The sequence below is a fragment of the Streptomyces gamaensis genome (genome assembly GCF_042656465.1).
In the GTDB taxonomy this organism is placed as follows: Bacteria; Actinomycetota; Actinomycetes; order Streptomycetales; family Streptomycetaceae; genus Streptomyces; species Streptomyces gamaensis.
In genome coordinates, this window is the sequence record NZ_JBHSPB010000019.1 from 60,095 (window position 1) to 81,814 (window position 21,720).

Below are 21,720 nucleotides of genomic sequence, written 5' to 3' on the forward strand. Positions count from 1 at the left end.
GCGGGCCGGGGCAGGGTGGGGGCGGTCCCGCCCCGGGCCCCGGCCGGCCCGCCGGGAGGGCTTCGAACACGGAGTCGGAGCACCGCGGCCCCCGTGCAAGAATGGTCTAGACAAGTACTCGACTACGTGAGAGGGCAACACAATGGCTGAGCGCCGCGTCAACGTCGGCTGGGCCGAGGGCCTGCACGCGCGTCCCGCGTCGATCTTCGTCCGTGCGGCCAGCGCCGCGGGCATCCCCATGACGATCGCGAAGGCCGGGGGCAGCCCCGTCAACGCCGCGTCCATGCTGGCCGTGCTGGGCCTGGGTGCCCAGGGCGGCGAGGAGATCGTCCTCGCCTCCGACGCCGAGGGCGCCGAGGCCGCTCTGGACCGTCTGGCGAAGCTCGTCGCCGAGGGCCTTGAGGAGCTCCCGGAGACCGTCTGAACCACGGTTCTCACGTACGCGGCGGGGCCGCGGTGGCCGGACAGGAGCCACTGCGGCCCCGTTGTGCGTTCCCGACAGGGCTGTGCGCCCCGTCGCCCCCGGCGTTTCCCGTCGTTCTCCGGCATTGCGCCCTGGGCGAAGCCCGGCGCGTCCATGCGCCGCCCGGTCCTCACGACCCCGCGATCAGCGCGTCCCCGGCCGCCTTCGGCTGCGCCCGTCGCGCGGGAGGCGCAGGAGCCGCGGCGGCCCGGCTGCGCAGCCGGTACTCCCCCGGCGCCCGGTCCGCGCGGGCGGCCGCCAGGGCGCGGGCCCGTTCGGCGTCACCGCGGGCGACGGCGTCCACGAGGGCGGCGCAGGTCTCCCAGATCTCCACGGGCCGGGCGGGCGGCTCCGGCACGTACACCCAGGCGATCTTCAGCCGGAGCTGGGTGAGCAGGGCCGCGAGGCTGGGGCTGCCGGACGCCTGGGCCAGCGTCTCGTCGAACCAGTCGCCCAGCGGCCGCAGTTCACCCGCGCGTCCGCCGCGGGCCCGCTCCTGGCCGAGCCTGACCAGTCCGCGCAGCACCTTCAGATGGGCCTCGGTGCGGCGCTGGGCGGCCCGTGCCGCGCCCAGCGGCTCCAGCAGGGCCCGTACCTCCAGCAGATCGGCCGCCTCCTGCTCGGTGGGCTCGGCGACGGCGGCACCCGCGTGCCGGCGGGTGGTGACGAAGCCCTCGGAGGCGAGGGTGCGCAGCGCCTCGCGCACGGGCACGCGGGAGACGCCGTAGCGGCGGGCCAGCAGTTCCTCGGTGAGCCGGCTGCCCGGCGGGAAGGTGCCGGAGACGATGTCGTCACGGATCGCGGTGCACACGGCGTGGGTGGAGATCCGGCGGCCGTCCCGCACCGCCTCGCCCTCGCCGCTCACGTACGGCCCCGCATGGGTGTACCTCCGCAATGGACCGCGCGACGCGGCCGCTTGACACCTGTTCAGCGACTCTATTGCAGACACCCGCGATTTCCGATGGTGCCCGGGGGACGGACGACTGGTTTTGGCCAGGACGGGCCGTCGCGTCACCGCGGCACGGCGGACGTCAGAGGTCCACGCCGTGGCCGCGCAGATAGGCGACCGGGTCGATGTCGGAGCCGTACGTGGCGGCCGTACGGGCCTCGAAGTGCAGGTGCGGGCCGGTGACGTTGCCGGTGTCGCCGGACAGGCCGATCTGCTGGCCGGGAGTGACGCTCTGGCCGACGGAGACGGATATGGACGACAGGTGGCCGTACTGGGTGTAGGTGCCGTCGATCATCTTGATGACGACGTTGTTGCCGTACGCGCCGCCCCAGCCGGCCTCCACGACGGTGCCCAGGCCCACCGCGTGCACGACGGTGCCGGACTCGGCGTGGAAGTCGACGCCGGTGTGGCTGCCGGAGGACCACAGGCCACTGCTCGCCTTGTATGAGGTCGAGACGTACGAGCCGTCGACCGGCGAGACGAAGGTGTTCAGGCGCTTGCGCTCGGCCTCGCGGGCGGCACGCGCCTTCTCGGCGCGCTCGGCCTCCGCCTTGCGCGCGGCCTCGTCCGCGGCCTTCTTGACCTCGGCGGCCCGCTGCTTGGCCTCGGCCTCGGCCCGCAGTCGCGCCTCGGCCTCGACGGCGGCGCTGCGCTGCACGTCGGCCTGCTCGCTGATGCGGTCGGCGATGTCGTCGGCGATGACGACGGCCTGGGTCAGCCCCGTGTCCTCGGGGTGCGGGACGTCGTCGGTGGCGGCGAGGGCGGGGGCCGCGAAGCCCGCGACAACCCCTCCGGCCGTCAGGGTCGCGACGCCCGCCAGCTGCGCTCCGGCGCGCACGGCGCCCTTCGGACGACGGTGTTTCCCGGTGGCACGGGTGAACGCCATGGGTACGGCTGGTCCTTTCCTTCCTTCTCGCCTACCGGGTTAGCTGACGGGTTCGGAGCAGGAAGGTCTCCTACGGGCCCCTCCTCGCAGAGGGCCCCGATTCACCCCAGGGAACCTCTCGCGACGCACGCGCCACGAGAAGGGCGGGTCCCCGGCTCCCCTGGCTCGCGCCGTACGGGGACTCGGCGATGACTGCCCGGGCCGCGGATGCGGCTCGCACCTGACGGACAGCCACCCAGACGCTAGACGGCGCCAGTTTCGAACCACAAACAGAAGTCGGGTTTTGTGGCGCACGCCACAGTGCGGGACTGCAACCTCTCCAGCGAAACGGACATAAGGGAGGCACGCGGGGCGCTTGCCCTCGCGTGCCTCCCTCCCGGCTTCCCGCCGCGTCGCGCGTGGCTGAAAACCGGTCAGCCGCTGACGACGACCGACACGTCGCCGATGCCGAGCGCCCGGACCGGCTCCGCGATCCGCGCGGCGTCGCCGACGAGCACCGTCACGAGCCGGTCGACCGGGAAGGCGCTGACCGCGGCGGCGGTCGCCTCCACGGTGCCGGTCGCCGCGAGCCGCTCGTACAGACCGGCCTGGAAGTCGTCCGGCAGGTGCTGCTCGACCTGGTCGGCGAGCGTGCCCGCGACGGCCGCCGCCGTCTCGTACTTGAGCGGCGCGACACCGACGAGGTTCTGCACGGCGACGTCGCGCTCGGCGTCGGTCAGGCCCTCGGCGGCCAGGGTGCGCAGCACCGTCCACAGGTCGTCCAGGGCCGGGCCGGTGGACTCGGTGTCCACGGAGCCGCTGATGGCGAGCATGGCCGCGCCGGGCCGTCCCCCGGGCCCGGAGAGCAGCACCTGGCCGAAGGCCCGCACGCCGTAGGTGTAGCCCTTCTCCTCGCGCAGGACGCGGTCCAGGCGGGAGGTGAGGGTGCCGCCGAGGCAGTAGGTGCCCAGCACCTGGGCGGGCCAGACCGCGTCGTGCCGGTCGGGGCCGACGCGGCCGATGAGCAGCTGGGTCTGCACGGCGCCGGGCCGGTCGACGATGACGACGCGGCCCCGGTCGTCGGCGGTGACCGGGGGCACCGGGCGGGGCTCGTGGGCGCCGCCGGTCCAGGCGCCGAGGGAGTCGGCGAGCGCCCCGTCCAGGTCGACGCCGGTGAAGTCGCCGACGACAACGACGGTCGCGGCCGCGGGCCGTACGTGCGCCTCGTAGAAGGCGCGGACGGCGGCGGCGTCGATGGCCTCGACGGTCTCCTGGGTGCCCTGCCGGGGGCGGGACATGCGCGAGCCGGCCGGGAAGAGCTCCTTGGACAGCGCCATGGCGGCGCGCCGGGCGGGGTTGGCCAGCTCGTGCGGGATCTCGTCCAGCCGGTTGCGGACCAGGCGCTCGACCTCGCTGTCGGCGAAGGCGGGGGCGCGCAGGGCGTCGGCGACCAGGCCGAGGGCCTTGGCCAGCCGGGAGGCGGGCACCTCCAGGGACAGCCGCACGCCCGGGTGGTCGGCGTGCGCGTCGAGGGTGGCGCCGCAGCGCTCCAGCTCGGCGGCGAACTCCTCGGCCGTGTGCTTGTCGGTGCCCTCCGACAGGGCACGCGCCATGATCGTGGCCACGCCGTCGAGGCCGTCGGGCTCGGCGTCGAGCGGTGCCTGCAGATGGACCTCGACGGCCACGACCTGCTGGCCGGGGCGGTGGCAGCGCAGCACGGTCAGCCCGTTGGGCAGCGCGCCCCGCTCGGGGGCCGGGAAGGCCCAGGGGGTGGGGGCGCCGGGGCGCGGCCGGGGGTGGAAGGTCATCGTGGGCATCTGGGTGCCCGCGGCGGCGGTGTCGCTCACCGGTCCGTCTCCTCGTGCTGGGCTTCCTGGGCGGGGGTTTCGGCGGTCTCGGAGGTGACGGGTTCGTACACCAGCACCGCGCGGTTGCGGGGGTGCAGCCGGGCCTGGGCGACGGCCTGCACTTCCTGCGGGGTGATGTCCAGGACGCGCTGGACGGCGGTCAGGGCCAGCTGCGGGTCGCCGAACAGGACGGCGTAGCGGCACAGTTCGTCGGCGCGGCCGCTGACGGTGGCGAGGCGGTCCAGCCACTCGCGCTCCAGCTGGGCCTGGGCGCGCTCCATCTCCTCGGCGGTCGGGCCCTCGGCGGCGAAGCGGGCCAGCTCCTCGTCGACGGCGGCCTCGATCGCGGAGACCTCCACGCCGGCGGACGTCTTGACGTCCAGCCAGCCGAGCGAGGGGGCGCCGGCCAGCCGCAGCAGCCCGAAGCCGGCGGCGACGGCGCTGCGGTCGCGGCGCACCAGGCGGTTGTGCAGCCGGGAGGACTCGCCGCCGCCGAGGACGGTCAGGGCGAGGTCGGCGGCGTCGGCCTCGCGGGTGCCGTCGTGCGGGAGGCGGTAGGCGGACATCAGGGCGCGCGAGGGGACCTCCTCGCGGACGACCTCGCGCAGTTCCTCGCCGATGGCCTCGGGGAGCCGGCCGTCGCGCGGGGGCTGCTTGCCGTCGTGCGCGGGGATGGTCCCGAAGTACTTCTCGATCCAGGCGAGGGTCTGCTCGGGGTCGATGTCGCCGACGACCGTGAGGACGGCGTTGTTCGGCGCGTAGTAGGTGCGGAAGAAGGCGCGCGCGTCCTCCAGGGAGGCGGCGTCCAGGTCGGCCATGGAGCCGATGGGCGTGTGGTGGTAGGGGTGGCCGTCGGGGAAGGCCATGGCCGTGAGCTTCTCGAAGGCCGTGCCGTAGGGGACGTTGTCGTAGCGCTGGCGGCGCTCGTTCTTCACCACGTCCCGCTGGTTCTCCAGCGACTCCTCGTCGAGGGCCGCGAGCAGCGAGCCCATGCGGTCCGCCTCCAGCCACAGGGCGAGCTCCAGCTGGTGGGCGGGCATGGTCTCGAAGTAGTTGGTGCGCTCGAAGCTGGTGGTGCCGTTGAGCGAACCGCCGGCGCCCTGCACCAGTTCGAAGTGGCCGTTGCCCTTGACCTGTGCCGAGCCCTGGAACATCAGGTGCTCGAAGAGGTGGGCCAGGCCGGTACGCCCCTTGACCTCGTGGCGCGAGCCGACGTCGTACCACAGGCAGACGGCGGCGACCGGGGTCAGGTGGTCTTCGGAGAGCACCACCCGCAGGCCGTTGGCCAGGCGGTGCTCGGTCGCTGTCAGGCCGCCGGAGACGGCCTGTTGCGTGGCCGTGTGACCCATGGGCATGTGCGTCCCTTCGTTCTTCGGGTGGTCTCGCGCTCGTTCGGGGCGACTCGCGCCGGGGACGAGTCCTGTCACTGTATGCAAGCGCGCCGGGCTGTGGCGAAGTTCCCGCGGCGGAGTTACGGACGGGTCGCGGTCGGCGTTGTCGGTGCCGCGGTCCACAATGGTCCGCGTCAGTCCCACGCCTCAGGCAATCGAATGGAGCCGCAGCCGCGATGGCCCGCCGCAGCACGAAGACCCCGCCGCCGGACAACTTCGAGGAGCGCATCCTCGACATCGACGTCGTCGACGAGATGCAGGGCTCCTACCTCCAGTACGCCTACTCGGTCATCTATTCCCGCGCCCTGCCGGACGCGCGGGACGGCCTGAAGCCGGTGCACCGCCGCATCCTCTACCAGATGAACGAGATGGGCCTGCGGCCCGACCGGGGCTATGTGAAGTGCGCCCGGGTCGTCGGCGAGGTGATGGGCAAGCTCCACCCGCACGGTGACGCCTCGATCTACGACGCGCTGGTGCGCATGGCGCAGCCCTTCTCGATGCGGGTCCCCCTGGTCGACGGGCACGGCAACTTCGGCTCCCTGGGCAATGACGACCCGCCCGCGGCCATGCGCTACACCGAGGCCCGGATGGCGGCGGCGACGTCGCTGATGACGGAGTCCATCGACGAGGACACCGTCGACTTCGCGCCCAACTACGACGGCAGCGAGCAGGAGCCGGTGGCCCTGCCGGCCGCCTATCCGAATCTGCTCGTCAACGGCTCGTCGGGCATCGCGGTCGGCATGGCGACGAACATGCCGCCGCACAACCTGGGCGAGGTGATCGCGGCCGCCCGGCACCTGATCCGGCACCCGGGCGCGGATCTCGACACGCTGATGAAGTACGTGCCGGGCCCGGATCTGCCGACGGGCGGCCGCATCGTGGGGCTCGGCGGCATCCGCGACGCCTACGAGACCGGCCGGGGCACCTTCAGGATCCGCGCGACGGTCTCCGTGGAGGACGTCACGGCCCGCCGCAAGGGCCTGGTCGTCACCGAACTGCCCTTCACCGTCGGTCCGGAGAAGGTCGTCTCCAAGATCAAGGACCTGGTCGGCTCGAAGAAGCTGCAGGGTATCGCCGATGTGAAGGACCTCACCGACCGCGCCCACGGTCTGCGTCTGGTCATCGAGGTCAAGAACGGCTTCAACCCCGAGGCCGTGCTGGAGCAGCTGTACAAGCTGACGCCGATGGAGGAGTCCTTCGGCATCAACAATGTGGCGCTGGTCGACGGGCAGCCGCTGACGCTGGGGCTCAAGGAGCTGCTGGAGGTCTATGTCGACCACCGCTTCGACGTGGTGCGCCGGCGCAGCGAGTTCCGGCGCCGCAAGCGGCGCGACCGGCTGCACCTGGTCGAGGGCCTGCTGGTGGCGCTCCTCGACATCGACGAGGTCATCAGAATCATTCGATCGAGTGAGGACGCGGCGCAGGCGAAGGCGTCCCTCATGGAGCGCTTCTCGCTCTCGGAGGTGCAGACCCAGTACATCCTGGACACCCCGCTGCGCCGGCTGACGAAGCTCGACCGGATCGAGCTGGAGGCGGAGCGCGACAGGCTCACCGCGGAGATCGAGCGGCTGACGGAGATCCTGGACTCGGACGCGGAGCTGCGCAAGGTCGTCTCCGGTGAACTGGCCGAGGTGGCCAAGAAGTTCGGCACCGAGCGGCGCACGGTGCTGCTGGAGTCCGCGGGCGCGCCGGTGGCCGCGGTGCCGCTCCAGGTCGCGGACGACCCGTGCCGGGTGCTGCTGTCCTCCACCGGGCTGCTGGCCCGTACGGCCTCCGCGGAGCCGTCGGCGGACGAGGGCGGCGCCAGGCGCGTCAAGCACGACGTGGTCGTCTCGGCGGTGCCGGCGACGGCACGCGGCAAGGTGGGCGCGGTGACGTCGAGCGGCCGGCTGCTGCGGCTGCCGGTGATCGATCTGCCGCAGCTGCCGGAGACGGCGGGGCCGCCCAGCCTCGCGGGCGGGGCACCGGTCACGGAGTTCCTGCCGCTGGAGGAGGACGAGCGGCTGGTGTGCCTGACGACGCTGGACGAGTCCTCGCCGGGCCTCGCGCTCGGCACGGAGCAGGGCGTGGTCAAGCGCGTGGTCCCGGACTACCCGGCGAACAAGGACGAGTTGGAGGTCATCACCCTCAAGGAGGGCGACCGCATCGTCGGCGCGGTGGAGTTGCGCACGGGCGAGGAGGACCTGGTCTTCATCACCGACGACGCGCAGCTGCTGCGCTACCCGTCGGGTCAGGTGCGGCCGCAGGGCCGCCCGGCGGGCGGCATGGCGGGCATCAAGCTCTCGGCGGGCGCGAAGGTGATCTCCTTCACGGCCGTCGACCCGGCGGCGGACGCCGTGGTGTTCACGGTCGCGGGCGCGGCGGGCACGCTGCTGGGGGCCTCGGAGACGACGGCGAAGCTCACGCCGTTCGACCAGTTCCCGCGCAAGGGGCGGGCGACCGGCGGTGTGCGCTGTCAGCGCTTCCTCAAGGGCGAGGACTGCCTGGTGGTCGCCTGGGCGGGTGCCGCCCCGGCGCGCGCGGCGCAGGCGAACGGCTCCCCGGCGGAGCTCCCCGAGCCCGACCCGCGCCGCGACGGCTCGGGCACCCCGCTGACGAAGCCGGTGGCGGTCGTCGCCGGGCCGGTGTGAGCGGCGGTACGGGCGGTGGCGCGCGGCCGGTGCCGCGTGCCGCCGGCGGGGTCCGTACGGGGCGTTGACCAGCCCTGTGCGCAGCGTCAGCCCTGGGCGTAGCGCAGGACGCCCCACATGGTGTGGGCGTCCTGCGGGGTCTCCTCCCGGCAGGCGTCGAGTCCCTTGCGCAGGGCGTCGGCGTCGACGCCGCTGCCGATCATGACCAGTCGGGTGCGGCGCGGCTCGGAGCGCGCCCACGGCGAGGGGTAGAAGCGCAGGAAGCGGCCCACCGCGTGCAGCGTGTACTTCTGGCGGTGCCCCTCGGCCGCGAAGTGCACGAAGCCCTTGATGCGGTAGAGGCCCTCGGGCCGGTCGTCGAGGAAGTCCATCAGCCGGCGCGGGTGCAGGGGGACGTCGGAGGTGAACTCGACGCTCTCGTAGGCGGCGTGCAGATGCCGTCCGTCGCACGCTCCGTGACCGCACGCCCCGCCGCCCTCGCACGTGTGCTCGTCGGCGCGGAGGTCCTCGAAGGACAGCTGGCGTACGGCTTCGTGCCGCTCCTCGCGCGCGGCGCGGTCGAAGAGCAGCTCCGGGTCGACGCGCCCGTGCTCGGCGTGGACGACGGGGGTGCCCGGGGCGAGGGCGGCGACCGTGTCCGCGACGGCCTCCAGCGCGGCCTCGCCGGCCCGGTCGGTCTTGTTGAGCACGACGAGGTCGGCGACGCGTATGTGCCGGTCCAGCTCGGGGTGGCGGGCGCGCGTGGCGGTGAACTCCGCCGCGTCGACGACCTCGGTCAGTCCGCCGTAGACGATGTGCCGGTTCTCGCTGGAGAGGATCATGCGGATGAGCGTCTCGGGCTCGGCGAGGCCGCTCGCCTCGATGACGATGACGTCCATCCGCGCGGCCGGCCGGGCCAACCGGTCGAGGTACTCGTCGAGTTCACTGGCGTCGACGGCGCAGCACATGCAGCCGTTGCCGAGCGAGACCATGGAGTCCACCTGCCCGGCCACGGCCATCGCGTCGATCTCGATGCTGCCGAAGTCGTTGACGACCGCGCCGATCCGGGTGCCCGCGCTATTGCCGAGCAGATGGTTGAGCAGCGTGGTCTTCCCCGAGCCGAGGAAACCGGCGAGCACGACCACCGGGATCTGCTTCCTGGACGTCCGGGCGCTGCGGGTGGTCGCCTCCGGCTGGCTCACGGGGGTGCCTCCTCGGGTGTCGTACGCGGCGGGGACGGGCTGCGACGGGAACGGACCGGCCCGGCGGACCACCGGCGAACGATCTTCGGCCCCGCCCGCTCCAGGATAGGGGCGCGGCGGGAGGGCCCGGCGGGGCCGGGGCCCCCGAGGACACCCGCCCCGGCCGGGCGTCCCGGAGATCCACGACGCGTCCCGCAGGTTAGCCTTGCCTTTGTGAGCACGTGTGCGACAGCCTCCCGACGTCTGTCCGAGCCCCTGGCCGGCACGGCCGCCGCCGCCCCGACGTGGCTGCTGGTCGAGCAGCCGGGGCCGTGGGGGGCGAAGGCCCTCACCGAGAGCCACCTCGACCCCGGGGTCGGCCGTGCCCTGGAGGCTGCCGCCGAGGGGACCGGGGTGCGTGTCGCGCTGATCCGCCGGCCGGGACGGCACGCGGACTGCCACCGGCCCGCCGCGCACCGGGTGTTCGCCGCGCACACCGCGCCGGGCCGCTCCTGGGTCCGTACGGCCCTCGTCGACCCCGCGGACCTGGCCGGGCTGGACTTCGCGGCGCTCGGGGCGGGAGAGCACGGCGGGCTGTGGGAGCCCTACGAGGGGGATCCGCTGGTGTTCGTGTGCACCAATGGCAAGCGGGACCGCTGCTGCGCCCTGCTCGGCCGGCCTCTCGCGGCCGAGCTCGCCGCGTCCGGCGCCGTCGGGGCCTGGGAGGTCACGCACATCGGGGGCCACCGCTTCGCGCCGACGCTGTTCGTGCTGCCGTACGGCTACGCGTACGGGCGGGTCACCGCGCACGGCGTCAAGGACGTCCTCGAAGCGGTGCGCGACGGGCGGATCGTCACGGCCGGCTGCCGGGGCCGCTCGGCGTGGGAACGGCCCGGCCAGGCCGCGGAGCTGGCGGTGCGGGAGCTGACCGGCGAGGAGGGCGCGGACGCCCTCGACGTGCCGGACGCCGAGGCCGTCGGTGACGGGCGCTGGTCGGTGACCGTCACGCACACCGACGGCAGGGCCTGGCGGGTGGCCGTCGCCCAGGGCGCCACGTCGCCGCCCCGCCCCGAGAGCTGCGGGCGGGCCCCGGTCTCCCCGGCCCGGATGGACGTCGTGTCCGTCTCCGCGCTGCGCTGACGCCCGTCACTTCGCCTGTTTGACGAACTCGGTGGTGTAGGTGCGTTCCAGGTCCACCGTCGCGCCGCGCAGGTTCGGGCTGAACGCCTTGAGGACCTCGTGGACGGTCCTGGGCCCGTCCGGCGGCATCACCCCGTCGTCGGTGAACATCGGCAGCGTGTCCCGGATGGCGCGGACGTACAGTTCCCTGCCGCCCTGGGCGTAGTCGGCGGGCATCCTGTCCGCGATCTCCTGCGGGCTGTGGGACGCCATCCATTTCAGGGTGCGGACGAAGGCGTTGGCGAGCTTCTGCACGGTCTCCTTGTGGCTGTCGGCCCAAGCGGTGTTCATGTACAGGCTCGACGCGGGATACAGCCCGCCGAGCGCGGCGCGGGAGCCCTCGGGGGTGCGCAGGTCGACGAGCACCGTGCCCGCGTCCTTGGCGAGGATCTGCGCGACGGTCGGGTCGGTGGTCATGCCGGCGTCGATGGAACCCTGCTGGAGGGCGGAGACGAAGGTCTGGCCCGCGCCGACGGCGACCGGGGTGAACTCGCCGACGGGCACGCCGTTCCTGACGGCCAGATACTTCGTCAGGAAGTCGGTGGACGAGCCGAGTCCGGTGACCCCGAGCTTCCTGCCCTTGAAGTCCTTCGGCGACGTCACCGCGGACGCGGCCTTCTTCGAGACGATCTCCACCTCCCCCGGCGTCCGGGCGAGCTGGACGACGGACTCCACGTTCTTGCCCTTCGCCTGGAGGTCGAGGGTGTGGTCGTAGAAGCCGACGACGCCCTGGACGTCGCCGGAGAGCAGGGACGTGGTGGCCTGCACGCCGGCGGGTTCGGTCGACAGCTCGACGTCGACGCCCTCCTGCTGGAAGAAGCCGAGGCGCTGGGTGAGCACCGCGGGCAGATAGATGACCTTGTCCAGGCCGCCGACCATGATCTTGACGGTCTTCCCGCCGGCGGCCCGGCCGCCGCCCACGCCGCTGTGCGAGACCTCGTCGGCGCAGCCGGCGAGCGCGAGGCACAGCACGGCGGCGACGGCCGCGGCCCGGGTCCTGGTGAACTTGCTGAAGATACGCATCGGTTGCTCCTGCGCTCCCGTGTCGCGGTCCGGAACTGTCAGCGGCGGGTGCCCGTTTCTGTCGGCCTCCACCGGAAGAGCCGCCGTTCGGCGAAGGTCAGCAGCCCCTCCGCGAGCAGCGCGACGACGGCGAGGACGGCCATCGCGGCGTACACGCCCGCCGCGTTGAAGGTGCCCTGCGAGGTGGCGACGAGCAGCCCGATGCCCTTGGTCGCGCCGAGGTACTCGCCGACGATGGCGCCGATGAGCGCGAAGCCGAAGCTGACGTGCAGGCTGGTGAAGATCCACGAGGTCGCGGAGGGGATGACGACCTGGAGCGTCACCCGGCGGTTGCTCGCGCCCAGGATGCGGGCGTTGGCGACGAGGTTGCGGTCCACTTCGCGGGCGCCCTGGAAGGCGTTGAAGAAGACCGGGAAGAAGACCAGCACCACGGCCGAGGCGACCTTGGAGGCCGGACCCAGCCCGAACCAGATCAGGAAGACCGGGGCGAGGACGATGCGCGGCAGCGCGTTGAGGACCTTGATGTACGGGCCGAGGACGTCGGCGAGGAAGCCGATGCGGCCCAGCGCGATGCCCAGCAGCACCCCGGCGGCCACGCCGGCGACCCAGCCGAACAGCGCCTCGCAGAGGGTGTATCCGATCTGTTCGCCGAGCGAGCCCTGGGCGGTGCCGTGCGCGGTCCACTGCGCGATCTGCTCCCAGATCCGCGACGGCATCGAGAAGTTGAAGGGATCGATCACCGCGGCGCGGGCCAGGGCCTCCCAGGCGCCGAGCACCGCGGCGAGCAGCAGTACCCGGGCGAGCAGCACCAGCAGGCGGCGCTTGCGGGCGGCGCGGGCCCTGGCCCGGGTACGGTCGCCGGGGCCGTACTGCGGGGCCGCGGCGGCGGGCAGGGAGTCAGTGGTCACTGCGGGCACCCCTCTCGCGGGTGATGCGGACCTCTTCCCCGAGCGAGGCCCAGATCTCCCGGTGGATCTCGACGAACTCCGGCTCCAGGCGCACGGATTCGACCTTGCGCGGCCGGGGCAGGCGGACGGGGAAGACCGCCTTGACGGTGGCGGGCCCGGCGGTCATCACCACGACCTTGTCGGCCAGGGCGATGGCCTCCTCCAGGTCGTGGGTGACGAAGACGACGGAGGCGGCCGCGGCGTCGGGCCGGGAGCCGCCCCACAGGTCCAGGAGCTCGTCCGACATCAAGGCCCGGGTCTGCACGTCGAGCGCGGAGAACGGCTCGTCCATGAGCAGGATCGCCGGGTCGTTCACGAAGGTCTGGGCCAGGGCGACGCGTTTGCGCTGCCCGCCGGAGAGCTGGTGCGGATAGCGGTCGGCGAAGGCGGCGAGCCCGACGCGGCCGAGCCAGTCGCGGGCCCGCTGCCGCGCCCGGTCCTTCGGCACGCCCCGGAAGCGGGGGCCGGCCGCGACGTTGGAGAGCACCGTGCGCCAGGGGAAGACGGCGTCCTGCTGGAAGACGAAGCCGACGTCCGGCCGGATCCCCGTGACGGGCTCGCCGCCGACCAGCACCTCCCCCTCGGTCGGTTCCTCCAGGCCGCTGACCAGGGTGAGTGTCGTGGACTTCCCGCAGCCCGTCGGGCCGACGACCGCCACGAACTCGCCCTGCGCGACGGTGAGGTCGAGGTCGCGCACGGCGGTGTGCGCCGCGCCCGAGGGGGTGCGGAAGACCTTGCTCGCGCCGCGCAGTTCGACGGCCGGCGCGGTGCCCGGCGGGGCGCCGCTGCCGGTTCCGGTACGGGTACGGGCCGGGGTACGGCCGGCGTGGTCCCGGCCGTCAGGTTTGCTGTCGTCGTGGGGTGGTGTGGTGCCGCTGGTGCTGTCCATCGGTGCTGCCTCCTGTGCGCGGCCGCGCGGTCCCGCGGTCCCGGGCGGGGCGGCCGGTGCTGGAGGCTAGGCCGGGGGCGCCGGGCGCGGACAGGCTTGTGCGCACTGTGCCGCTTCGGCGCACAGATCCCGTTCTGCTCGTTGTGCTCACTCGCGGACGGGCCTTGTGACCGGCACCGTCATCGTGCCTCGACCGGAAGCCCGTTGGGAAACGAATGGGCCACAGGGCTGGGCCGGGGCACACCGTCCGGCATACGTTCTGGGTGCGAACGTGCCGGTCACGCCGCCGGAACGGACGGCTGCCCGGCGGTGCCCGCTGCCACCGGGCGGCCGGGTGACGAGAGGAAAGGGACCGATACATGCGCCCCCGGTGGCCCCGCCGCGTCTCCGCGCAGGTCCTGCTCGTCCAGCTGATGATCACCACCGGCGTCAGCCTGCTCACCACCGGCCTGTTCCTCGCGCCTCTCGGCGCGCAGCTGGACCAGCAGGCCGAGCGCCGGGCGCTGGCCATCGCCCAGACCGTCGCGGCCCGCCCCGGCCTGGCGGGCGCACTGCGGTCCGGGCCGCCGGACCCCGCGGGGCCGGTGCAGGCCGAGGCGGAGCGCATCAGGCGGGCCACCGGCGCCAGTTACGTCGTGGTCGTCGACACCCGGGGCATCCGCTACTCGCACACCGTCGCCGCGCGCGTCGGCGAACACGTCAGCACCGAGCCGGGGGACGTCCTCGCGGGCCGTGAGTGGACGGGCATCGACCACGGCACCCTGGGCCGTTCGGCCCGCGGCAAGGTGCCCCTGCGCGATACCGACGGCACGGTCGCCGGCGCCGTGTCGGTCGGTATCGCGTACGGCAGCGTGCGTGCCCTGCTGCTGCACGCCGTGCCCGGCATCCTGCTGTACGCGGGGGCCGCGCTCGGCGTGGGCGCGCTGGCGGCGTACGCCGTCTCCCGGCGGCTGCGCAGGCGCACCCACGGCATCGCGCTCACCGAGATCTCCGCCCTCCTCGACGAGCGCGAGGCCATGCTGCACGGCATCCGGGAGGGAGTGGTGGCGCTCGACCGGCACGGCCGGATACGCCTCGTCAACGACGCGGCCCAGCGGCTGCTCGGGCTCGGGCCGCAGACCGTCGGAGCCCCTCTGCACCGCGTGCTGCCGCCCGGCCGTACCGCCGACATCCTCACCGGACGCGTCACGGGCGCCGATCTGCTGACCGTCCGCGACGGGCGGGTCCTGGTCGTCAACCGGAGGGACACCGCCGACGGCGGCACCGTGGCCACCCTGCGCGACCGGACCGAACTGGAGCAGCTGCGCCGGGAACTGGACGGCACCCGGGGACTGACCGACGCCCTGCGCGCCCAGGACCACGAGCACGCCAACCGGCTGCACACCCTCCTGGGGCTGCTGGAACTCGGCCTGTACGACGAGGCGTCCGCGTTCCTCACCGAGGTGACCGGCGCCCACCGCGCCACCGCCGAGCAGGTCACCGGGCGGGTGCACGACCCCGTGGTCGGCGCCCTGCTGGTGGGCAAGAGCGCGGTCGCGGCGGAGCGCGGCGTGGCGCTGCGGGTGAGCCCGGCGACCGCGCTGCCCGACCGCGTGGCCGACCCCCGCGACCTGGTCACCGTGCTCGGCAATCTCGTCGACAACGCCCTGGACGCCGCCGGGGGTTCGGCCGGCGGCCCGCCCGCAGCCGAGGGGGCCTTCGTGGAAGTGGAGCTGCGGGCGGAGGGCTCCACGGTCGTGCTGCGCGTGGCCGACAACGGGCCGGGGGTGCCCCCGGCGGCCCGCGAGCGGGTCTTCGACGACGGCTGGTCCACCAAACCGCCCTCCCCGCACCGCCGCCGCGGCCTCGGCCTCAGCCTCGTACGAGGGCTGGCCGAACGCTACGGCGGCTCGGCGCGGGCAGACCAACGACAGGACGGCGGTGCCGTGTTCACCGTCGAACTGCCCGAAGCGCTGCGCCCACGCGAAGAGGTGAAGTGATGATCGAGGTCCTGGTCGTCGACGACGACTTCCGTGTCGCCGGGATCAACGCCGCGTACGTCGCGCGCGTCCCCGGCTTCCACGTCGCCGCCACGGCCCGTACGGCGGCCGAAGCCCTGGCGGCCGTGGAGGCCGGCGGTATCGAACTGCTGCTGCTGGACCACTTCCTGCCGGACGAGAACGGGCTGTCCCTGGTCCGCCGGCTGCGCCAGCGCGGCCACCCCACCGACATCATCATGGTCACCGCCTCCCGCGATGTCGCCACCGTGCAGGCCGCGATGCGCCACGGCGCCCTGCAGTACCTCGTCAAACCCTTCACCTTCCCCGCCCTGCGCGGGAAGCTGGAGGCGTACGCGCGGCTGCGCCGCACCCTCGACGACGCCGTCGTGGCCGAACAGGACCAGGTCGACCGGATCTTCGGCACCCTGCGCACCGCCGCCGACACCCCCCTGCCCAAGGGCCACTCCGCCCCGACCGCCGAACTCATCCGCCGCGTCCTCACCGACGCGGCCCGCCCGCTGTCCGCCCACGAGGTCGCGGCCCTCGCGGGCCTGAGCCGCTCCACCGCCCAGCGCTACCTCAAGCGGCTGGAGGAGTCCGGCCGACTCAGCCTCACCCTCAGGTACGGCGCGACGGGCCGCCCCGAACACCGCTACACCTGGGCCTCGGGCTGACCCCCCACCCCGACAACGCCCCCGGGGCCCTGGCGCCGATCCTGCCCGTGCGCCCAGCCCCTGACACCCCGTCACCCCGTCACCGCATCACGGGACCCTGACCGGGCGCGGGCCCCGGAGGCTCCGCGAGCCCGTGCCGGTAGGCATACCGGACCGCCTGGGCGCGGTCACGCACCCCGGTCTTCGCGAAGAGGTTGTTGATGTGCGTCTTGACCGTCGCCGTGCTCACATGCAGCCGACGGGCGATCTCCCCGTTCGACAGCCCCTCCGCGACCAGGCCCAGCACCTCCGCCTCACGTGCCGTCAGCCCGTCCGGCAGCTCCGGGGGCGCGGCAGGCCCCTCCGCCGCGGCATCCGCCCCGGCGGAGGCCGACAGCCGCTCCAGCAAGCGGCGTTGGACGTTCGGCGAGAGCCCGGCCTCCCCCGACATCACATGCCGCACCGCCCGGACGATCTCCTCCGCTCCCGCGTCCTTGGTCAGATACCCCCGTGCCCCGGCCCGCAGCGCGGGAAAGAGCGAGTCGTCGTCGGCGTAGGTGGTGAGCACCACGACCTGGGTGCCCGGGTACTCGGACCGGATGCGCCGGGTGGCCTCCACCCCGTCGCAGCGCGGCATCCGCAGATCCATCAGCACCACGTCGGGCGCATGGGCGGCGACCAGCCGCACCGCCTCCTCACCATCGGCGGCCGCCCCCACCACCTCGATCCCCGGCAGCAGCCCCAGCAGCATGACAATGCCGTCGCGCACCACGGTCTGGTCGTCGGCGACCACGACCCGCGCCACACCTCCTCCCCCGGAACCGCTCTCCCCGACACCACCACCGGCCCCGCCACCGTCATCGGGCCGGACACCGCCACCGGCCCCGCCATCGCCACCGGCCCGGGCGCCGGAGCCGTCGTACCCGCTCTCCGGCTCCTCGGCTCCGTGTCCGATGCCCGCACCGAGTGCTTCATCCGTCATGCGGGCACCCTCAGACGCACCACGAAACCCTCCTGCTCAGCTCCGGCCGGTCCGGCCTCCAGCGAGCCGCCCAGCAACTCGGCGCGCTCCCGCATCCCGAGCAGACCGTACCCGCCCCCGCAGGCCCCGAGCTCCCCCGTCGCGGCCTGCGCCCCGCTGTCCCGGATCCACAGCTCCACCTCTCGCTCCAGATAGGTGAATCCCATCTCCACCCGGGCACCCGGCGCGTGCTTGCGCACATTGGTCAGGGCTTCCTGCGCCACCCTGCGCACCGCGAGCCCGGCCTCCGCGGACAGGCTCCGCGGCTCCCCCGTCACCTCCAGTCGCGCTCCCTGCGACGCGGCCGCCGCGCGCAGGAAGTCCTCCACTGCCGTCAGCTCCCCCCGCAGCGCGCTCAGCGCCTGCCGGGTCTCCGCCAGCCCTTCGCGGGCCATGCCCCGGGCCGCCACCACGCGCTCCAGGATCTGCTGCCGGTCCGCGTCCCTCTCGATCAACAGCCGTGCCGCCTCCAGATGCACCAGCTGCGCCGAGAGGCTGTGCGCGAGGACATCGTGGATCTCCCGGGCGATCCGGGCCCGTTCGGCCAGGGCCGCCGACTCCGCCTCCGCCCGCCGCGCCATGCGCTCCTGCGCCAGCAGCCGGAACCCCGCCCCGCGCGCCTCCTCGTCCAGCCGCAGCCCGTACCCCACGAGTGGCAGTCCGACCGCGATACCGGCGGCCAGCGCCGGCGGATCCGTGGTCCCCAGCGCATACGCCCCCATCGACAGGGCCGACAGCCCCAGCCCGTAGGCCAGCGGAAGCCGCTCCATCGCGACGAGCGTGCACACGCACCACAGCGCCACCGCCGGATCGCGCGCCCCGCCCAGCTCGGCGCCGACGCCCATGAGCAACAGCACGCCCAGCAGCCCCACCGACGGCCACAGCCGCATCGCCAGCGTCGTGCGATAGCAGGCCCAGACCGCGGCCACCCCGGCTCCGAAACCGATGGCGAGGACGGCCAGTCCCCAGCCGTGGAAGAAGCCCCCGCGCAGCGCGTTCCACAGGACCAAACCGATCAGTCCGAGCCGCACGGCCCAGGCCATCACCTTCCGCCGGCGCGGCACCCCGATCCGCGAGAGCGCCTCGCGGGCGGGCCACGCCGTCCAGTCCTCCATCGGCACGCGCAGTTCCTCCGCCATGGTCCCGGGCTCAGCCGCCGGCAGTGACACGGTACGCCGGGCGCAGCCCCCGGGCCCTGAGGGAGACGACGCCGCTGCGGGCCAGCAGGGCCGCCGCCATGGTCAGCATCGTCGCCGGGCCTCCCTGGTGGACTCCGGCCAGCGCACCCAGCCCGTGCAGCCCGAGCCGCAGGGCCACCCCGCCGAGCCATATCGCGGCCGTCGCCCTGCCTCCCTGCGCCCATATCGCCCCGGACCGGTCCGCCCAGACCCTGGTGCTCCAGGCCCAGGCCGCGCCGGTCACGAGCCCCGCGAGCACCCCGCCCGCCAGCAGTGCCGCGGAGGCCGTGGGATGCCCGGCGTCGAGCAGCCCCGGCTCGCGCACGGCCACGACGAGGAGCACGGCCGGGAGCAGCCACCAGCGCCGGGAGTCCGCTGTCACCTTCTGCGGCCTGAACTGGCGCGCGAGCACCAGCGCGAGGACCGCGACGATCACCAGGACATCGACGGTCTCGGACATGGGGAGCCTCCAGCGGGCGACGGCGAGCACGTGCGGATGGCGACGGGCACGTGCGATGTCGTCTCCGACGCTACGGACCCGGCCCGCTGCCGCGGATCGGCGCACGGGTGGGCTCCGGGTGGAGATCCGCAAAGGGCCTGTCTCCACCCGCGGGTGGAGACAGGCCCAAGGGCGGAGCCCGTCGGCGCTACACGTCGATGCTCGAACGGTCCAGCGTGGCCGCCGAGTTGCTGATGAACTCCTTGCGCGGCGCGACCTCGTTGCCCATCAGCAGGTCGAAGGCGCGCTCGGCGGCTTCCAGATCGCTGATGTTGATCCGTCGCAGCGTGCGGTGGCGCGGGTCCATCGTGGTCTCCGCGAGCTGGTCGGCGTCCATCTCACCGAGCCCCTTGTAGCGCTGGACGCTGTCCTTGTAGCGGATGTTCTTGCGCTCCAGCTCCATCAGCGTCTGGCGCAGTTCGCTGTCGGAGTAGGTGTAGATGTACTTGTCCTGGCCCTTCTTGGGGTTGACGAGCTCCACCCGGTGCAGCGGCGGCACCGCCGAGAAGACCCGGCCCTCCTCGACCATGGGCCGCATGTAGCGCTGGAAGAGCGTCAGCAGCAGACAGCGGATGTGCGCGCCGTCCACATCGGCGTCCGCGAGGAAGATCACCTTGCCGTAGCGGGCCTGGTCGATGTCGAAGGTCCGTCCCGAACCCGCCCCTATGACCTGGATGATCGCGCCGCACTCGGCGTTCTTGAGCATGTCGGAGACCGACGACTTCTGCACGTTGAGGATCTTGCCGCGGATCGGCAGCAGGGCCTGGAACTCGGAGTTCCGCGCCAGCTTCGCCGTACCGAGCGCGGAGTCGCCCTCGACGATGAACAGTTCGCTGCGCTCGACGTCGTCGCTGCGGCAGTCGGCGAGCTTGGCCGGGAGCGAGGAGGACTCCAGGGCCGTCTTCCGGCGCTGCGCCTCCTTGTGCTGGCGGGCGGCGATGCGGGTACGGGCCGCGGCGACGATCTTCTCCAGCACGGCGCGCGCCTGCTGCTTGCTGTCGCGCTTGGTGGAGGACAGGAACGCCTTGAGCTCCTTGGCGACCACGTTCGCCACGATCCGCGAGGCGGCGGAGGTGCCCAGCACTTCCTTGGTCTGCCCCTCGAACTGCGGCTCGGCGAGCCGGACGGTCACGACCGCCGTGAGGCCCTCCATGGCGTCGTCCTTGACGACGTCGTCCTCGGCCACGCGCAGCAGCTTCGACGAGCGCAGCACCTCGTTGACGGTCCTGGCGACCGAGCGCTCGAATCCGGCCACGTGCGTGCCGCCCTTGGGGGTGGCGATGATGTTGACGAAGGACTTGACGGTGGTGTCGTAGCCGGTGCCCCAGCGCAGCGCGATGTCCACGCCGAGCTCGCGGGTGACCTCGGTGGGCGTCATGTGGCCGCGGTCGTCGAGGACCGGCACGGTCTCCTTGAACGTGCCCTGGCCGCTCAGGCGGAGGACGTCGCACACGGCCTTGTCCGGGGCGAGGTACTCGCAGAACTCGCTGATGCCCCCGTCGTAGCGAAACGTCTCCTCGGTGACGTCCTGCCCGTCGAGGCCGCGCTCGTCGCGGACGACGATGGTCAGCCCGGGCACAAGGAAGGCGGTCTGACGCGCGCGCCCGTAGAGGGTCTCCAGGGAGAGCTTGGCGTCCTTGAGGAAGATCTGGCGGTCCGCCCAGTAGCGGACACGGGTGCCGGTGCGGGTCTTGGGGATCTTCTTGCCCTTGAGGAGCCCGTTGGCGGGGTCGAAGGGCGCGTCGGGGCCGGACTCGGTGAAGATGCCGGGGACACCGCGGCGGAAGCTGATCGAGTGGGTCCGGCTGCTGCGGTCGACCTCGACGTCGAGCCGCGCCGAGAGGGCGTTGACGACGGAGGCGCCCACTCCGTGCAGACCACCGGAGGCGGCGTACGAGCCGCCGCCGAACTTGCCGCCGGCATGCAGCTTGGTCATCACGACCTCGACGCCGGAGAGCCCCGTCTTGGGCTCGACGTCGACGGGGATGCCGCGGCCGTTGTCCCGGACCTCCACGGAGCCGTCGTCGTGCAGGATCACCTCGATGCGGTCGCAGAAGCCGCCCAGGGCCTCGTCGACGGAATTGTCGATGATCTCCCACAGGCAGTGCATCAGGCCACGGCTGTCGGTGGAGCCGATGTACATGCCCGGGCGCTTGCGCACGGCCTCCAGGCCTTCGAGGACGAGCAGGTGCCGCGCGGTGTAGTTGGATCCGTCCCGGTCTGCCCCGGTCAGCAACGCAGTGGACGGCACGGACATATCGGCGGTCACGCGGTTCGCTCCTCGCTGAATTTCTCTCTGGCCCGGGTGTGGGCACAGTGGTGGCTCTGTCGCCGTTCAGAGGGTACCGAGGCCAGGTAGAGCCTTTGTGCCGCCACCCATGAGAACTCCCATGCTAGTCCAGGGTCGCTCACACGTTCGATCGCTCGATGGAGTGACGTGCACATCACGTTCCCTTGGAGGCATGAACCATTTAGGCTCCGGGCACGTCCTCAAGAACAACCCGGCAAGCCGGCCGGGGAGGACGAAAGCCCCAGCGACGTGAAACCGTAGGCCCACGCAATACGGCTCATTCGCCGCCAACCGTCAAGACCCGGCCCACTCGGAAGGAAGTTTCGAGGAAAAGCCGCGAGCGGGAACGTTTTCGGCCTGGTTGGATGTTGACCCTGGTACGACAGCTCGTCGAGCTAGAGAAGAGGCGACGTGACTACTGTTCTGACCCCTGCGAGCCCGCTGACGGCCGCTGACCGCTGCGACCGGTGCGGCGCTCAGGCTTACCTGCGCGTCGTGCTCCTGAGCGGCGGTGAACTGCTCTTCTGCGCCCACCATGGCCGCAAGTTCGAGCCAGAACTCAAGAAGATCGCCGCGGAGATACAGGACGAGACGGAGCGGCTCACGGCCGCCCCGGCGTCCGCGTCCGACGAGGGCCGCTGAGTCCGCAGCGGAACGCTGACACATCGCATCCGACGACGAGCGAGGTCCGGCCGTCCAGGGCCGGGCAGCCGCGGGCGGCCTGCCCCACCGGGCAGGCCGCCCGCTCTCGTACCCT

The 21,720-nt window shown here is 73.0% G+C and carries 18 protein-coding genes and 1 riboswitch; of the genes, 6 read left to right on the forward strand and 12 right to left on the reverse strand.

The annotated features are described in order from the left end of the window. The first annotated feature begins 142 nt into the window (after positions 1 to 142). Positions 143 to 424, forward strand: a complete 282-nt coding sequence (locus ACFP1Z_RS26140; RefSeq protein ID WP_390319994.1) for an HPr family phosphocarrier protein — start codon at positions 143 to 145, stop codon at positions 422 to 424. A 169-nt stretch (positions 425 to 593) separates the two neighbouring features. On the opposite strand, the gene ACFP1Z_RS26145 is transcribed toward ACFP1Z_RS26140, so the two are convergent. The 4 genes from ACFP1Z_RS26145 to ACFP1Z_RS26160 form a co-directional block, all read right to left on the reverse strand. Continuing rightward, complete coding sequence (locus ACFP1Z_RS26145; RefSeq protein ID WP_390319996.1) at positions 594 to 1,328, reverse strand: GntR family transcriptional regulator; 735 nt, start codon at positions 1,326 to 1,328, stop codon at positions 594 to 596. Positions 1,329 to 1,494: 166 nt separating this feature from the next. After that, entirely contained in the window at positions 1,495 to 2,298 is an 804-nt protein-coding gene (locus tag ACFP1Z_RS26150; RefSeq protein WP_390319998.1) for a M23 family metallopeptidase, read from the reverse strand. 14 nt (positions 2,299 to 2,312) lie between these two features. Continuing rightward, positions 2,313 to 2,496, reverse strand: a riboswitch (cyclic di-AMP (ydaO/yuaA leader). A gap of 215 nt (positions 2,497 to 2,711) precedes the next feature. Then, on the reverse strand, positions 2,712 to 4,085 hold the full coding sequence (locus ACFP1Z_RS26155; protein WP_390320072.1) for a M16 family metallopeptidase: 1,374 nt from the start codon (positions 4,083 to 4,085) through the stop codon (positions 2,712 to 2,714). Between the two features lie 35 nt (positions 4,086 to 4,120). Then, entirely contained in the window at positions 4,121 to 5,473 is a 1,353-nt protein-coding gene (locus ACFP1Z_RS26160; RefSeq protein WP_390320074.1) for a M16 family metallopeptidase, read from the reverse strand. Between the two features lie 218 nt (positions 5,474 to 5,691). On the opposite strand from ACFP1Z_RS26160, the gene ACFP1Z_RS26165 reads away from it, so the two are divergent. Next, a complete protein-coding gene (locus ACFP1Z_RS26165; protein ID WP_390319999.1) occupies positions 5,692 to 8,145 on the forward strand; it encodes a DNA gyrase/topoisomerase IV subunit A in 2,454 nt (817 codons plus the stop codon). 86 nt (positions 8,146 to 8,231) lie between these two features. Here the strand turns inward: ACFP1Z_RS26165 and ACFP1Z_RS26170 are convergent, their stop codons facing one another. Next, entirely contained in the window at positions 8,232 to 9,326 is a 1,095-nt protein-coding gene (locus tag ACFP1Z_RS26170) for a CobW family GTP-binding protein (RefSeq protein WP_390320002.1), read from the reverse strand. A gap of 213 nt (positions 9,327 to 9,539) precedes the next feature. On the opposite strand from ACFP1Z_RS26170, the gene ACFP1Z_RS26175 reads away from it, so the two are divergent. Next, positions 9,540 to 10,445, forward strand: a complete 906-nt coding sequence (locus ACFP1Z_RS26175; protein ID WP_390320005.1) for a sucrase ferredoxin — start codon at positions 9,540 to 9,542, stop codon at positions 10,443 to 10,445. A 6-nt stretch (positions 10,446 to 10,451) separates the two neighbouring features. Here ACFP1Z_RS26175 and ACFP1Z_RS26180 read toward each other — a convergent pair whose 3' ends face one another. Genes ACFP1Z_RS26180 through ACFP1Z_RS26190 form a run of 3 tightly spaced genes read right to left on the reverse strand, consistent with a single transcriptional unit; the run spans position 10,452 to position 13,343 of the window. Continuing rightward, positions 10,452 to 11,507, reverse strand: coding sequence for an ABC transporter substrate-binding protein (locus ACFP1Z_RS26180; protein ID WP_390320007.1), 1,056 nt, complete (start codon positions 11,505 to 11,507; stop codon positions 10,452 to 10,454). Positions 11,508 to 11,545: 38 nt separating this feature from the next. After that, positions 11,546 to 12,415 carry an ABC transporter permease gene (locus tag ACFP1Z_RS26185; protein WP_390320009.1) on the reverse strand — a complete coding sequence of 290 codons (870 nt, stop codon included), beginning with the start codon at positions 12,413 to 12,415 and terminating at the stop codon, positions 11,546 to 11,548. Further along, the gene (locus tag ACFP1Z_RS26190) at positions 12,405 to 13,343 is read right to left on the reverse strand and encodes an ABC transporter ATP-binding protein (protein WP_390320010.1); all 939 of its coding nucleotides are present in this window, start codon (positions 13,341 to 13,343) and stop codon (positions 12,405 to 12,407) included. The genes ACFP1Z_RS26185 and ACFP1Z_RS26190 overlap by 11 nt, the downstream gene beginning before the upstream one ends. A gap of 359 nt (positions 13,344 to 13,702) precedes the next feature. Here ACFP1Z_RS26190 and ACFP1Z_RS26195 point away from each other — a divergent pair, with 359 nt between their 5' ends. Together ACFP1Z_RS26195 and ACFP1Z_RS26200 are read left to right on the forward strand one after the other, a co-directional pair. Beyond that, positions 13,703 to 15,322: a sensor histidine kinase gene (locus ACFP1Z_RS26195; RefSeq protein WP_390320012.1), complete on the forward strand. Its 1,620-nt coding sequence runs from the start codon at positions 13,703 to 13,705 to the stop codon at positions 15,320 to 15,322. Continuing rightward, positions 15,322 to 15,996 carry a response regulator gene (locus ACFP1Z_RS26200; RefSeq protein ID WP_390320014.1) on the forward strand — a complete coding sequence of 225 codons (675 nt, stop codon included), beginning with the start codon at positions 15,322 to 15,324 and terminating at the stop codon, positions 15,994 to 15,996. The genes ACFP1Z_RS26195 and ACFP1Z_RS26200 overlap by 1 nt, the downstream gene beginning before the upstream one ends. 79 nt (positions 15,997 to 16,075) lie before the next feature. On the opposite strand, the gene ACFP1Z_RS26205 is transcribed toward ACFP1Z_RS26200, so the two are convergent. The 4 genes from ACFP1Z_RS26205 to ACFP1Z_RS26220 form a co-directional block, all read right to left on the reverse strand. Continuing rightward, positions 16,076 to 16,957: a response regulator transcription factor gene (locus ACFP1Z_RS26205; protein WP_390320015.1), complete on the reverse strand. Its 882-nt coding sequence runs from the start codon at positions 16,955 to 16,957 to the stop codon at positions 16,076 to 16,078. Then, entirely contained in the window at positions 16,954 to 18,135 is a 1,182-nt protein-coding gene (locus ACFP1Z_RS26210) for a sensor histidine kinase (RefSeq protein ID WP_390320016.1), read from the reverse strand. Before ACFP1Z_RS26210 ends, ACFP1Z_RS26205 begins: the two co-directional genes overlap by 4 nt. 10 nt (positions 18,136 to 18,145) lie before the next feature. Further along, complete coding sequence (locus tag ACFP1Z_RS26215) at positions 18,146 to 18,634, reverse strand: DUF1453 domain-containing protein (RefSeq protein ID WP_390320018.1); 489 nt, start codon at positions 18,632 to 18,634, stop codon at positions 18,146 to 18,148. A gap of 187 nt (positions 18,635 to 18,821) precedes the next feature. Continuing rightward, positions 18,822 to 20,942 carry a DNA gyrase/topoisomerase IV subunit B gene (locus ACFP1Z_RS26220; RefSeq protein ID WP_390320019.1) on the reverse strand — a complete coding sequence of 707 codons (2,121 nt, stop codon included), beginning with the start codon at positions 20,940 to 20,942 and terminating at the stop codon, positions 18,822 to 18,824. Between the two features lie 432 nt (positions 20,943 to 21,374). On the opposite strand from ACFP1Z_RS26220, the gene ACFP1Z_RS26225 reads away from it, so the two are divergent. Then, positions 21,375 to 21,605 (forward strand): DUF7455 domain-containing protein, encoded by a 231-nt coding sequence (locus ACFP1Z_RS26225; RefSeq protein WP_390320021.1) that lies wholly within the window; start codon positions 21,375 to 21,377, stop codon positions 21,603 to 21,605. Positions 21,606 to 21,720: the final 115 nt, after the last annotated feature.